Annotated in this window: 11 protein-coding genes; all 11 read left to right on the top strand. The window is 65.0% G+C overall.

The annotated features are described in order from the left end of the window. Window positions 1-27: 27 nt before the first annotated feature. Window positions 28-2,955: an excinuclease ABC subunit UvrA gene (gene uvrA / locus PV761_RS16830; protein WP_028269308.1), complete on the top strand. Its 2,928-nt coding sequence runs from the start codon at window positions 28-30 to the stop codon at window positions 2,953-2,955. Window positions 2,956-3,068: 113 nt separating this feature from the next. Beyond that, entirely contained in the window at window positions 3,069-3,785 is a 717-nt protein-coding gene (locus PV761_RS16835; protein WP_347898481.1) for an HAD hydrolase-like protein, read from the top strand. Next, window positions 3,772-4,440, top strand: a complete 669-nt coding sequence (locus PV761_RS16840; protein WP_347898483.1) for a lysophospholipid acyltransferase family protein — start codon at window positions 3,772-3,774, stop codon at window positions 4,438-4,440. Before PV761_RS16835 ends, PV761_RS16840 begins: the two co-directional genes overlap by 14 nt. Window positions 4,441-4,554: 114 nt before the next feature. Next, the gene (uvrC, locus tag PV761_RS16845; RefSeq protein ID WP_028269305.1) at window positions 4,555-6,564 is read left to right on the top strand and encodes an excinuclease ABC subunit UvrC; all 2,010 of its coding nucleotides are present in this window, start codon (window positions 4,555-4,557) and stop codon (window positions 6,562-6,564) included. Between the two features lie 66 nt (window positions 6,565-6,630). Then, entirely contained in the window at window positions 6,631-7,554 is a 924-nt protein-coding gene (rapZ, locus tag PV761_RS16850) for an RNase adapter RapZ (protein ID WP_028269304.1), read from the top strand. After that, window positions 7,554-8,573 carry a uridine diphosphate-N-acetylglucosamine-binding protein YvcK gene (yvcK, locus tag PV761_RS16855; protein WP_028269303.1) on the top strand — a complete coding sequence of 340 codons (1,020 nt, stop codon included), beginning with the start codon at window positions 7,554-7,556 and terminating at the stop codon, window positions 8,571-8,573. The genes rapZ and yvcK overlap by 1 nt, the downstream gene beginning before the upstream one ends. 9 nt (window positions 8,574-8,582) lie before the next feature. Further along, a complete protein-coding gene (gene whiA / locus PV761_RS16860; RefSeq protein WP_011691931.1) occupies window positions 8,583-9,563 on the top strand; it encodes a DNA-binding protein WhiA in 981 nt (326 codons plus the stop codon). A gap of 123 nt (window positions 9,564-9,686) precedes the next feature. After that, the gene (locus PV761_RS16865; protein WP_028269302.1) at window positions 9,687-10,310 is read left to right on the top strand and encodes a superoxide dismutase; all 624 of its coding nucleotides are present in this window, start codon (window positions 9,687-9,689) and stop codon (window positions 10,308-10,310) included. Between the two features lie 265 nt (window positions 10,311-10,575). After that, complete coding sequence (gene gap, locus PV761_RS16870) at window positions 10,576-11,586, top strand: type I glyceraldehyde-3-phosphate dehydrogenase (protein WP_028269301.1); 1,011 nt, start codon at window positions 10,576-10,578, stop codon at window positions 11,584-11,586. Between the two features lie 10 nt (window positions 11,587-11,596). Next, a complete protein-coding gene (locus PV761_RS16875; RefSeq protein ID WP_347898487.1) occupies window positions 11,597-12,823 on the top strand; it encodes a phosphoglycerate kinase in 1,227 nt (408 codons plus the stop codon). 97 nt (window positions 12,824-12,920) lie between these two features. Beyond that, the gene (tpiA, locus tag PV761_RS16880; RefSeq protein WP_028269299.1) at window positions 12,921-13,736 is read left to right on the top strand and encodes a triose-phosphate isomerase; all 816 of its coding nucleotides are present in this window, start codon (window positions 12,921-12,923) and stop codon (window positions 13,734-13,736) included. The last annotated feature ends 44 nt before the right edge of the window (window positions 13,737-13,780 follow it).

Consider the following 13,780-nt stretch of genomic DNA (forward strand, 5'->3'; position numbering starts at 1 on the left):
GAAGAAGTTTTCGATTAGCATTAGTGGGTGCCTAAAGCCGTAGCTGAAGAACCAGCCGTTGATGCCCGCCCCGCCGTCGTCCCCCTGAACCAGGGAAAACCGGCGCGCCCTGACCTTTCCCGGCTCGTGGTTAAGGGGGCCCGGGAGCACAATCTGCGGAACGTGGACCTGGACCTTCCACGGGACTCGATGATCGTTTTCACCGGCCTGTCCGGCTCCGGAAAATCGTCCCTGGCGTTCGACACGATCTTCGCCGAGGGCCAGCGCCGCTACGTCGAATCCCTCTCCGCGTACGCCCGGCAGTTCCTGGGGCAGGTGGACAAACCGGACGTGGACTTCATCGAAGGGTTGTCCCCGGCGGTTTCCATCGACCAGAAATCGACCAGCAAGAACCCGCGGTCCACGGTGGGCACCATCACCGAGATCTACGACTACATGCGCCTGCTCTGGGCCCGCGTGGGCCGTCCGCACTGCCCCATCTGCGGGGAGCAGGTGGCCAAGCAGACGCCGCAGCAGATCGTGGACCAGCTGCTGGAACTGCCGGAAGGCACGCGCTTCCAGGTCCTTGCTCCCGTCGTCCGCGGGCGCAAGGGCGAATTCGTGGAGCTCTTCAAGGAACTCACGGCCAAGGGCTATTCACGAGCCAGGGTGGATGACAAGCTGATCCAGCTCAGCGACCCGCCCAAGCTCGGCAAGCAGTTCAAGCACACCATCGAAGTGGTGGTGGACCGTCTCGTGGTCAAGGAGGGCATCAGCCAGCGCCTGACCGACTCCGTCGAAACCGCACTCGGCTTGGCCGAGGGCCGCGTCCTTGCAGAGTTCGTGGACCTCGAAGCGGACGATCCGGAACGGGTCCGGGCATTCTCCGAGCACCTCGCGTGCCCCAACGAGCACCCCCTTGCCATCGACGAAATCGAACCCCGCTCGTTCTCCTTCAACAACCCCTTCGGCGCGTGCTCCGCCTGCAGCGGCATCGGCACCAAGCTGGAAGTTGACGAGGAACTCATCATTCCCAACGGCGAGCTCTCCCTGGGTGAGGGTGCCATCGCACCCTGGTCGCTGGGCACGGCCACCAGCGAGTACTGGAACAGGCTGCTGTCAGGGCTTGCCAAGGAGCTCGGCTTCTCGATGACCACGCCGTGGCAGAAGCTGCCCAAGGACATCCGGCAGACCGTCCTGCACGGCAAGGACCACAAGGTGGTGGTGCAGTACCGCAACCGCTTCGGCCGTGAGCGCAAGTACAGTACCGGCTTCGAAGGCGTCATCCAGTACGTGCACCGCAAGCACGTGGAAACCGACTCGGACTCGGCCCGGGACCGGTACGAAGAGTACATGCGGCAGATTCCGTGCCCGGCCTGCAACGGCGCCCGCCTCAACCCGGCGTCGCTCTCCGTGCTGATCAACGGCAAGTCCATTGCCGAGGTCGCCGCCATGCCCATGCGTGAATGCGCGCACTTCCTGGACACCCTGGTGCTGACCGGCCGTGAAGCCCAGATCGCCCACCAGGTCCTGAAGGAAATCCAGGCGCGCCTGACCTTCCTCCTCGACGTGGGGCTGGAGTACCTGAACCTGGAGCGTCCCTCCGGCACCTTGTCCGGCGGCGAAGCGCAGCGCATCCGGCTGGCCACCCAGATCGGTTCCGGCCTGGTGGGCGTCCTCTACGTCCTGGACGAACCGTCCATCGGCCTGCACCAGCGGGACAACCGGCGGCTGATTGAAACGCTTACCCGCCTGCGAGACCTCGGCAACACCCTCATCGTGGTGGAGCATGACGAAGACACCATCCAGGAAGCTGACTGGGTGGTCGACATCGGACCCGGTGCCGGCGAACACGGCGGCCAGGTGGTGCATTCCGGTTCGTACAAGGAACTCCTGGAAAACACGGAGTCCCTCACCGGCGACTACCTTTCCGGCCGGAAGAAGATCGAAATCCCCACGAAGCGGCGCAAGTACGACAAGAAGCGTGAGCTGAAGGTCATCGGCGCCAGGGAAAACAACCTGGTCAACGTGGATGCCGCCTTCCCGCTGGGTCTGCTGACGGCGGTGACCGGCGTCAGCGGTTCCGGCAAGTCAACGCTGGTCAACGAAATCCTTTACAAGGTGCTGGCCAACAAGCTCAACGGCGCCAAGCAGGTGGCCGGCCGGCACAAGGCCGTGCAGGGCCTGGAGCACCTGGACAAGGTGGTGCACGTCGATCAGAGCCCCATCGGCCGGACCCCGCGTTCCAACCCCGCCACGTACACCGGTGTGTTCGACAACATCCGGAAGCTCTTCGCGGAGACCACCGAAGCCAAGGTCCGCGGCTACCAGCCCGGGCGGTTCTCGTTCAATGTGAAGGGCGGCCGCTGCGAGGCCTGCTCCGGCGACGGCACGCTGAAGATCGAAATGAACTTCCTGCCGGACGTCTATGTGCCCTGCGAGGTCTGCCACGGCGCACGGTACAACCGGGAAACCCTGGAAGTCCACTACAAGGGCAAGACCATCGCAGATGTCCTGGACATGCCCATCGAGGAAGGTGCCGAGTTCTTCGCCGCATTCACCCCGATCGCCCGCCACCTCCGCACGCTGGTGGATGTCGGCCTGGGCTATGTGCGGCTGGGGCAGCCCGCCACCACGCTGTCCGGCGGTGAAGCCCAGCGCGTCAAGCTGGCCGCGGAACTCCAGAAGCGGTCCAACGGCCGCAGCATCTACGTCCTGGACGAGCCCACCACGGGCCTGCACTTCGAGGACATCCGCAAACTCCTCATGGTCCTCCAGGGCCTGGTGGACAAGGGCAACACCGTGATCACCATTGAGCACAACCTCGACGTCATCAAGAGCGCAGACTGGATCGTGGACCTTGGGCCCGACGGCGGTTCCGGCGGCGGACAGATCATCGCCACCGGCACCCCTGAACAGGTCGCGAAATCGACAAAGAGCTACACGGCCTCGTTCCTGGCGGAGATCCTCAGCTAGCAGGAGACCTTAAGTGCGCTGAATGGCTGGAGCTTGCTGATCCGGCGGGAAGAAGTATTCCCGCCGGGGAATGCGAGTTTCAGCCATTCGCGCACTTGTGGGAAACTAAGCCGGTGACCCTTTCAACAGTGCCCGTGATCTTCGACCTGGACGGCACTCTTGTCGATCCGGCGGGGGGAATAACGGGCGGAATCTCCGCGGCCCTTACCCAACTCGGCATCAGGGTCCCGGCCCAGGCCCAACTGGACGCGATGATCGGTCCGAAGCTCAGCGACTCCCTCCTTCATATCGCGGGAGTTCCGCAGGAGCAGCTGGCGGAGGTCATCCGCCTGTACCGGGCGCACTACCTCGAGACCGGCATCGCCCAGAGTCGCTTGTACCCCGGGATCCAGGAAGTCGTCGAAGGCTACGCCGCCGCGGGCCGTCCGATTGCCGTCGCCACGCAGAAGCCGGAAGGGCTGGCACGGATCGTGCTGGAACACCACGGCATCGCCGCTTCCTTCCGCTTCATCCGCGGTTCGGCGGCCGATGAGGCCGCCCACACCAACGCCCCGCGCGGAAAGACCGAAATTATCGCCGCCGCCATGTCGGATCTCGGCACGCAACACGCCGTCATGGTGGGGGACCGCGCCCAGGACGTAGCCGGCGCCATGGCGAACGGGCTGGACTGCATCGGCGTCAGCTGGGGATTCGCTCCCGACGGCGAGCTTCATGAGGCGGGCGCCGTGACTATCGTGCACTCCACAACAGACCTCGTCGCGGCGGTTGAAAGCATGGACGCCGTACGCGCCGCAGCCCTAAGCGAGGTGCGCAACGATGGCACTGTTTGATGCAATCCGCTGGACCACCCGCACCCTGATCTCCGGAACATGCCGTCCCACTGTCATCGGGCTGGAGAACGTTCCCAAAGAGGGCCCGTTCATCGTGGCGCCGAACCACCTGTCCTTCCTGGACAGCGTGATCGTGCAGGCGCTCATGCCACGTCCGGTGGCCTTCTTCGCCAAGGCCGAATACTTCACCACGGGAGGCGTGAAGGGGAAGGTCATGAAGTCCTTCTTCGAATCCGTAGGCTCCATCCCGGTGGAGCGCGGGGAGCAGGCTGCGAGTGTGGCTGCGCTCAAGACGCTGCTGGACATCCTCGAGGCCGGGAAAGGCATCGGCATCTACCCGGAAGGTACGCGGTCCAGGGACGGCATCCTCTACCGCGGCCGCACGGGAGTCGGCTGGCTAGCCCTGACCACCGGGGCCCCCGTCATTCCGGTCGGCCTCATCGGTACCGAGAACCTCCAGCCCGCCGGGCAGAACGGCGTGAAGCCGCAGCACTTCACCATGAAAGTGGGCGAGCCGCTGTACTTCGAAAAGACCGGACCGGACCACTCACTGCCGGCCCGGCGCCAGGTCACGGACCGCATCATGGACGCCATTGCAGAGCTCAGCGGCCAGGAGCGTTCCACCAGCTACAACCAGAGCAAGGTCGCGGAGTAGCGCCTCGGACCGCGGGCCCTGGCCCGGCCTCCGGGCGGGAGCCTGACGGCGGAAAGATCACTGCAGGGGAGTCCCTTGTCCGGAAGACCCCTGCAGCGTCAGTAGACTTGAATCGTGGCAGATCCAGCTAGTTACCGACCCCAAACGGGTGAGATTCCAACCAACCCGGGCGTGTACCGCTTCCGGGATCCGCACGGCCGAGTCATCTATGTCGGCAAGGCCAAAAGCCTGCGGTCCCGCCTGAATTCGTACTTCGCCAATCCCGGAGGACTGCTGCCCAAGACGTACGCCATGGTCCACGCTGCCAGCAGCGTGGAGTGGACCGTCGTCGGAAGTGAGCTTGAGTCGCTCCAGCTGGAGTACACCTGGATCAAGGAATTCAAGCCCCGGTTTAATGTCGTCTTCCGCGATGACAAAACCTACCCGTACCTTGCCGTCACGATGGGGGAGAAGTTCCCCCGCGTGCAGGTGCTGCGCGGGGAACGCCGCAAGGGCACCCGCTACTTCGGCCCGTACACGGCCGGAGCCATCCGCGAAACCATGGATACGCTGCTGCGCGTCTTCCCGGTCCGCAGCTGCAGCCCCGGCGTCCTGAAGCGGGCGCAGGCGAGCGGGCGGCCCTGCCTGCTCGGCTACATCGACAAATGCTCCGCGCCGTGTGTCGGCCGGGTGACGCCGGAGGAACACCGGGCACTGGCGGAGGACTTCTGCTCGTTCATGGGCGGCGAAGCCAAGCGCTTCATCGGGCGGCTGGAAAAGGACATGGCTGCGGCTGTTGCCGAGCTTGACTACGAGCGTGCCGCACGGGTCCGGGACGACATCATCGCCCTCCGGAAGGTCTTCGAACGCAACGCCGTGGTTCTCGCGGAGGACACTGACGCCGACATCTTCGCGCTGCATGAGGATGAGCTGGAAGCGGCCGTTCAGGTGTTCCACGTCCGGGGCGGGCGCGTCCGCGGCCAGCGCGGCTGGGTGGTGGAGAAGGTCGAAGACTTCACGACGCCGGACCTCGTGGAGCACCTGCTCCAGCAGGTCTACGGCGAAGAAGGCGAAACGCAGGGGCGGATGCCCCGCGAAGTCCTGGTGCCCGAAGAGCCGAGCAACGCCGCTGAACTCGCCCAGTGGCTCGCCGGGCTGCGGGGCGCGAAGGTGGACATCCGGGTCCCGCGCCGCGGCGACAAGGCAGCGCTCATGTCCACAGTGCGGGAAAACGCCGAGCATGCTCTGAAGCTGCACAAGTCGCGCCGGGCCGGAGACCTGACCAACCGTTCCCTGGCCCTGCAGGAACTCCAGGAAGCCCTGGACCTTCCTGTGGCGCTGCTCCGCATCGAGTGCTTCGACATCTCGCACGTGCAGGGGACCAACGTGGTGGCCTCCATGGTGGTGGTGGAAGACGGCCTTCCCAAGAAGTCCGACTACCGCAAATTCTCCATCACCGGCGCCGCAGCCACGGACGACACCGCAGCCATGCACGATGTTCTCACCAGGCGATTCCGGAACTACCTCCAGGAGCAGGAGGCGCAGGCGGAAGCAGCGAAACTTCCCGGCCACCAGGCCGCGCTTGAGGCCCTGGCCGTCGCTTCCATGCAGGACACCACCACCCCCGCCCCGCGCGCAAAATTCGCCTATCCGCCCAACCTGGTGGTGGTGGACGGCGGCAAGCCCCAGGTCAACGCGGCAGCACGTGCCCTGGCAGAGCTCGGGATCGAGGACGTCTACGTGGTTGGGCTGGCCAAGCGCCTTGAAGAAGTCTGGCTCCCGGACAGTGATTTCCCGGTGATCCTGCCCAGGACGTCCGAAGGCCTCTACCTGCTCCAGCGCATCCGCGATGAAGCCCACCGCTTCGCCATTACCTTCCACCGCCAGAAGCGCGGCAAGGCCATGACGGTTTCGGCCCTGGACAGCGTTCCCGGCCTGGGCGAGGCCAAGCGCAAAGCACTGCTGGCACAGTTCGGTTCCGTCAAGAGCATCCGCACAGCGAGTGCGGCGGAACTGGCCACGGCCAAGGGCATCGGACCCTCGCTGGCTGACGCCATCGTCAGCCATTTCAGCAGCGGTGCCGCGGCCTCGGGTACGGAAGTGCCGGCAATCAACATGACCACCGGCGAAATCATTGAAACTTAGCTAGGGTAAGGACCTGAAGCGGAACGCGCGGTTGCGTCGAATTACAGCAGGAATGGGGCATTGCTCATGGCAGAGTCAACGGCAGGATCCGAAGCGGAACAGGACGGCATGACGCCCGTCAGGCCCGTTGAAGCGGAGCTGCTCGTGGTGACGGGTATGTCCGGGGCAGGCCGCAGTACCGCTGCGGACGCCCTTGAGGACCACGGCTGGTACGTGGTGGAAAATCTTCCGCCGCAGATGCTCGGCACCCTGGCTGAGCTCGTGTCCCACGCCCCGCAGTCCATTCCCAAGCTCGCCGTGGTGGTGGACGTCCGCAGCAAGGCGCTGTTCACTGATATCCGGACCGCGCTGAAGACCCTTGAGGCGAGCGGTGTCATGTTCCGCGTCCTGTTCCTGGACGCCAACGACGACGTCCTGGTCCGGCGCTTCGAGCAGGGCCGCCGTCCGCACCCGCTCCAGGAAGGCGGGCGGATCCTCGACGGCATCGCCGCAGAGCGGGAGCTGCTGCATGAACTCCGCGATTCCGCTGACATTGTGCTGGACACGTCCGAGTTCAACGTCCACGCACTGGCCACCGCCATCACCGAGCTCTTCAGCGAAACCGGCCCCGTGGCCCTTCGGCTGAACGTCATGAGCTTCGGCTTCAAGTACGGCCTGCCGGTGGATGCGAACTTCGTGGTGGACGCGCGCTTCATCCCGAACCCGCACTGGGTTCCGCAGCTCCGCCCGCACACCGGCCTGGACAAGGACGTCAGCGATTACGTCCTTGAGGCCGAGGGGGTCAAGAGCTTCGTGGACCGCTACGTCCTGGCGATCGAACCCGTCCTGGACGGCTACCGCCGGGAGAACAAGCACTACGCCACCATCGCCGTGGGCTGCACCGGCGGCAAGCACCGGTCGGTTGCGGTCGCCATGGAACTGTCAAAGAAGCTCGCACAGTACCCCCGGGTCACCGTAACCACCACGCACCGGGATCTGGGCCGGGAGTAATGGGACTGCTTACCGGGCCGCTGCCCCTGGTTCCGCCGGCCGGGGGGACCATCGGCGGGCAGTTGGACAAAGGGCCGTCCGTCGTCGCCCTCGGCGGGGGCCACGGGCTCTCCGCTTCGCTGTCCGCCCTTCGCCTGCTCACCTCCGACCTGACCGCCATCGTCACAGTAGCGGACGACGGCGGGTCCTCCGGCCGCCTGCGCGAGGAGTACGGCGTCCTCCCGCCCGGAGACCTCCGGATGGCACTGACGGCGCTGTGTGACGACACCGACTGGGGCCGGACCTGGCGGGATGTCATGCAGCACCGCTTCAAGCCGGGGGCAGGCCGCGGCGGTTCCCTTGACGACCACGCCATGGGCAACCTGCTTATCGTCACCCTCTGGGAGCTGCTCGGCGACACCGTCGGCGGCCTGAAGTGGGCCGGCGCGCTGCTCGGTGCCCGCGGACAGGTCCTGCCCATGTCCAGCGAGCCGCTGACGATCGAGGGCGAAGTCCGGGTTCCCGGTCCGGACGGGACGTCCACCCTGGAAACGGTCAGGGGGCAGGCCAAGTGCGCGGTGGCGGGTTCGCTGGAGAGCGTCCGGCTCCTGCCGGAATCGGCCCATGCCTGCGTCGAAGCCCTGACGGCCATCGAACTGGCTGACTGGGTCATCCTCGGGCCGGGGTCCTGGTACACGTCCGTGCTGCCGCACCTGCTGCTGCCCGAGATGCGCCAGGCGCTGTCCGATACGCCCGCGAGGCGGTGCCTCACCATGAACCTGGCCACGGACACCAAAGAGACCTCCGGCATGTCCGCCGCCGACCACCTGCATGTGCTGCGGAGCTATGCGCCCGACTTCAGCATCGACGTCGTGCTCGCGGACCCCGTGTCCGTGCCGGACGTCGAGGAGTTCAAGCGGGCCGCCGGGATGCTGGGTGCCGAGGTTGTGTTGGGTAAAGTAGGGGCGTCGAGCCGCCGTCCGATCCACGACCCCCTGCGTCTGGCAACGGCGTACCACGATATTTTCGGGAACAGTTAGGAAGGTGCCATGGCACTGACATCATCAGTCAAGGAAGAACTGTCCCGCCTGGACATTAAGAAGTCCTCGGTCCGCAAGGCTGAAGTCTCCGCAATGCTGCGATTCGCCGGCGGACTCCACATCATTTCGGGCCGGATCGTCATCGAAGCCGAGGTGGACCTCGCGTCCACGGCGCGCCGGCTCCGGGCTGCCATCGCGGAGGTCTACGGCCACCAGAGCGAGATCATCGTCGTCTCCGGCGGCGGGCTCCGCCGCGGCAACCGGTATGTGGTCCGCGTGGTGCGGGACGGCGAAGCACTCGCCCGCCAGACCGGTCTGCTGGACGCCCGCGGCCGTCCTGTGCGGGGGCTGCCCTCGGCAGTGGTCAACGGCTCCGCCGCCGACGCGGAAGCCGTGTGGCGCGGGGCGTTCCTTGCCCACGGCTCGCTGACGGAACCCGGCCGCTCCTCCGCGATGGAAGTGACGTGTCCCGGACCCGAATCGGCGCTGGCGCTGGTTGGGGCGGCCCGCCGCCTGGGCATCCAGGCCAAGGCCCGCGAAGTCAGGGGAGTGGACCGCGTGGTGATCCGGGACGGCGACACCATCGCCGCCCTGCTCACCCGAATGGGCGCGCACGACGCCTTGATGGTCTGGGAAGAACGCCGCATGCGCAAAGAGGTGCGGGCCACGGCCAACAGGCTGGCCAACTTCGATGACGCGAACCTGCGCCGCTCGGCGCAGGCCGCTGTTGCCGCCGGGGCCAGGGTGGACCGCGCCTTGGAGATCCTCGGTGACGATGTCCCGGACCACCTGAAATACGCCGGTGAACTGCGTGTTGCGCACAAGCAGGCCAGCCTGGACGAACTCGGCCGGCTGGCGGACCCGCCCATGACCAAGGACGCCATTGCCGGCAGGATCCGCAGGCTCCTGGCGATGGCGGACAAGCGCGCCCTGGACCTGGGGATCCCCGGGACCGAGGCCAATGTGACGCCGGAAATGCTGGACGAGTAACGGCACCCCTAGAATCAAGACCGGGTAACGGAAACCCGCTAAATTTCCGGGTGACCAGTCATCCGGATGCACAATCCGAGAGTTAGCAAACCGGACAACCCGTCCACGACAATGGAGGATTTTGTGACCGAGTACGTACTGCCTGAACTTAGCTACGACTATGCAGCGCTGGAGCCCCACATCTCCGCCCGCATCATGGAGCTGCACCACAGCAAGCACCACGCTGCCTACGTGGCCGGCGCCAACAACGCGCTGGCACAGCTGGCTGAGGCACGCGAAAAGGGCGATTTCGCCAACATCAACCGCCTTTCGAAGGACCTGGCTTTCCACACCGGCGGCCACGTCAACCACTCCGTGTTCTGGAACAACCTGTCTCCGGACGGCGGCGACAAGCCCGAGGGTGAACTGGCCGCGGCCATCGACGATGCCTTCGGTTCCTTCGACGCCTTCCGTGCGCAGTTCAGCGCTGCCGCGCTCGGCCTGCAGGGTTCGGGCTGGGGCTTCCTCGCCTACGAGCCCATCGGCGGAAACCTCGTCATCGAGCAGCTGTACGACCAGCAGGGCAACGTTGCACTCGGCACCACGCCGCTGCTCATGCTCGACATGTGGGAGCACGCCTTCTACCTGGACTACGTCAACGTCAAGGCTGACTACGTCAAGGCATTCTGGAACATCGTGAACTGGGCCGACGTCGCCAAGCGCTTCGACGGTGCACGCAAGAACGCCACGGGCCTCATCACCCTCTAAGCGTGACAGGCACGACACCCACCTGTAACAAACTTCACATTCAGGCCGTTTAGGACCGAATCGTGGAAGGACGGCCCCCGCACTTGCGGGGGTCGACCTACTTAAACGTAAGATGGATCACGGAAGGCGGTTAGCCTTCAGCAATGTGGCTGGTCGCCCTCCGATCTGGTAATCATCTCTGCCCAATGGCGTGCGGGATCTGTTAGTTGGCTTGAACGCCCGCTCAACTAGTTGTGCTTCTACAAGCACCAAGGAGACTGAAAAAGTGACGACCCGTATTGGTATCAACGGCTTTGGCCGTATCGGCCGCAACTACTTCCGCGCAGCACTCGCACAGGGCGCTGACCTCGAGATCGTTGCAGTCAACGACCTCACCAGCCCCGAGGCGCTGGCCCACCTCTTCAAGTACGACTCCGTAGGCGGCCGCCTGAAGGAGACCATCGAGGTCAAGGACGGCAACATCGTCGTCAACGGCAACGTCGTCAAGGTCCTTGCCGAACGCGATCCCGCCAACCTCCCCTGGGGCGAGCTGGGTGTTGACATCGTCATCGAGTCCACCGGTTTCTTCACCAAGGCTGCTGCCGCGAAGAAGCACATCGACGCCGGCGCCAAGAAGGTCCTGATCTCCGCCCCGGCCTCTGACGAGGACATCACCATCGTGATGGGCGTGAACCACGAGCTGTACGACAACGCCAAGCACCACATCATCTCCAACGCTTCCTGCACCACCAACTGCCTCGGCCCGCTGGCCAAGGTGGTCAACGACGAGTTCGGCATCGAGCGTGGCCTGATGACCACCGTCCACGCCTACACCGCCGACCAGAACCTGCAGGACGGCCCGCACAACGACCTCCGCCGTGCCCGCGCCGCTGCCATCAACATGGTCCCCACCTCCACCGGCGCGGCCAAGGCAATCGGCCTGGTCCTTCCGGAACTCAAGGGCAAGCTGGACGGCTACGCCATCCGTGTTCCCGTCCCCACCGGTTCCGCGACGGACCTCACGGTCACCGTTTCCCGCGAGACCACCGTTGAGGAAGTCAACGCAGCGCTGAAGAAGGCGTCCGAGTCCGAGGCACTCCAGGGCTTCCTGACCTACACGGATGAGCCGATCGTCTCCTCCGACATCGTCGGCGACCCGGCGTCGTCGATCTTTGACTCCGGTTTGACCAAGGTCATCGGCAACCAGGTCAAGGTTGTTTCCTGGTATGACAACGAATGGGGCTACTCGAACCGCCTTGTCGACCTCACGGAGCTCGTCGCATCCAAGCTGGGCTAGGGTTAGACACATGACATTCCACACCCTCAACGAACTGATCGCTGATGGTGTCCGCGGGCGGTACATTCTGGTCAGAAGTGACCTGAATGTGCCGCTCGACGGCTCTGAAGTGACTGACGACGGCCGCATCAAGGCCTCCCTGCCAGTACTGACGAAGCTCACGGACGCCGGTGCCCGCGTGCTGGTCACAGCCCACCTCGGCCGCCCCAAGGGCGCCCCGGAAGAAAAATACTCCCTCAAGCCCGCCGTGACGCGGCTGGCTGAGCTGGCGTCCTTCAAGGTCGCCCTGGCCGGGGACACCGTTGGTGCTTCGGCCAAGGAGCTTGCCGCTTCGCTGCAGGACGGCGAAGCGCTGGTTCTTGAAAACGTCCGTTTCGATGCCCGTGAGACCAGCAAGGACGACGCCGAACGCGGCGCCTTCGCGGACGAACTGGTGGCATTGACCGGGGATAACGGCGCGTTTGTGGATGACGCCTTCGGCGCCGTCCACCGCAAGCACGCCAGCGTGTACGACGTCGCCACGCGGCTGCCGTCGTACCAGGGCGACCTCGTGCACACCGAGGTCGAGGTGCTGCGCAAGCTCACCACGGAGACCCAGCGGCCCTACGTCGTCGTGCTCGGCGGTTCAAAGGTCTCGGACAAGCTTGCCGTCATTGACAACCTGATCGGCAAAGCGGACACCATCCTGGTAGGCGGCGGAATGCTGTTCACCTTCCTCGCAGCCGAGGGTCACAAAGTGGCCGGCAGCCTGCTGGAAGAAGACCAGATCCCCGTGGTGCAGGACTACCTGAAACGGGCGGCGGACGCAGGCACCGAGTTCGTTGTGCCCACGGACGTTGTAGTCGCGGCCAAGTTCGCAGCGGACGCCGACCACGAGACGGTCAGCGCTGACGCTATCGAGAGCAGCAGCTTCGGCGCACAGGGCATCGGCCTGGACATCGGACCCGAATCGGCAGCAGCCTTCGCCAGCCGGATCAAGGGTGCCAAGACCGTGTTCTGGAACGGCCCCATGGGTGTCTTCGAATTCGAAGCATTTGCCGGCGGCACCCGTGCCATCGCGCAGGCGCTTACTGAAGCGGATGCCTTCACTGTGGTGGGTGGCGGCGATTCCGCAGCCGCCGTCCGTACGCTGGGCTTCGCTGACGACCAGTTCGGCCACATCTCCACGGGTGGCGGCGCCAGCCTGGAGTACCTCGAAGGCAAGGAACTGCCGGGACTCAGCGTCCTGGACCGCTAGATCCTCCAGCCGGCAGGGCGCCCCGCTGAAATAGCCGGGGCCCTGCCGGCTGTTTCCATCACCAGCCCCTTTTGGACAAGCACTTTTTGGAGAACACGTGACAACGTCAACGAACGGCAAGTTCGACCGCACGCCCCTCATCGCCGGCAACTGGAAGATGAACATGGACCACGTCCAGGGCATCACCCTGCTGCAGAAGCTGGCCTGGACCCTGTCCGATGCCAAGCATGACTACAGCCGCGCGGAAGTTGCCGTCTTCCCGCCCTTCACCGACCTCCGCGGCGTCCAGACCCTGGTTCAGGGTGACGAACTGGAGGTTGTCTACGGCGGCCAGGACCTGTCGCAGTTCGATTCGGGTGCCTACACCGGTGACATCAGCGGCCAGTTCCTCAACAAGCTGGGCTGCAAGTACGTCCTGGTGGGCCACAGCGAACGGCGCACCATCCACAACGAGTCCGACGAAGTCCTGAACGCCAAGGTGAAGGCTGCCTTCCGCCACGGTGTCACCCCGGTGCTCTGCGTCGGCGAGGGCCTCGAAATCCGACAGGCCGGAACGCATGTCCAGCACACCCTGGACCAGCTCCGTGCCGACGTTGAGGGCCTTGGCGCTGAAGAAGCTGCTGAACTCGTGGTCGCTTACGAACCCGTCTGGGCCATTGGCACCGGTGAGGTTGCCGGACCGCAGGACGCCCAAGAAATGTGCGCAGCCATCCGCGCCGAACTCGTCAGCCTCTTCGGTGACGAGGTAGCCGCCAAGGTCCGCCTGCTCTACGGCGGTTCGGTCAAGGCCAACAACGCCGCGGCCATCCTCAACGAACGCGACGTCGACGGCGTGTTGGTAGGCGGGGCCAGCCTCGATCCCGCGGAGTTTGCTAATATTGTCAGGTTCGAGAGTCACCTGCTGACGGATTAGTCCGGACACAGGCGTGACCCCCGCAATCATCAACTTCTGAAAGG

It is taken from the genome of Arthrobacter sp. CC3 (assembly GCF_039907775.1).
In the GTDB taxonomy this organism is placed as follows: domain Bacteria; phylum Actinomycetota; class Actinomycetes; order Actinomycetales; family Micrococcaceae; genus Arthrobacter.

Excerpts from the sequence above, each read along its gene's own strand:
- PV761_RS16840 (WP_347898483.1), top strand. The coding sequence starts at position 3,772 with ATGGCACTGTTTGATGCAATCCGCTGGACCACCCGCACCCTGATCTCC.
- rapZ (WP_028269304.1), top strand. The coding sequence starts at position 6,631 with ATGGCAGAGTCAACGGCAGGATCCGAAGCGGAACAGGACGGCATGACG.
- whiA (WP_011691931.1), top strand. The coding sequence starts at position 8,583 with ATGGCACTGACATCATCAGTCAAGGAAGAACTGTCCCGCCTGGACATT.
- PV761_RS16875 (WP_347898487.1), top strand. The coding sequence starts at position 11,597 with ATGACATTCCACACCCTCAACGAACTGATCGCTGATGGTGTCCGCGGG.
- yvcK (WP_028269303.1), top strand. The coding sequence starts at position 7,554 with ATGGGACTGCTTACCGGGCCGCTGCCCCTGGTTCCGCCGGCCGGGGGG.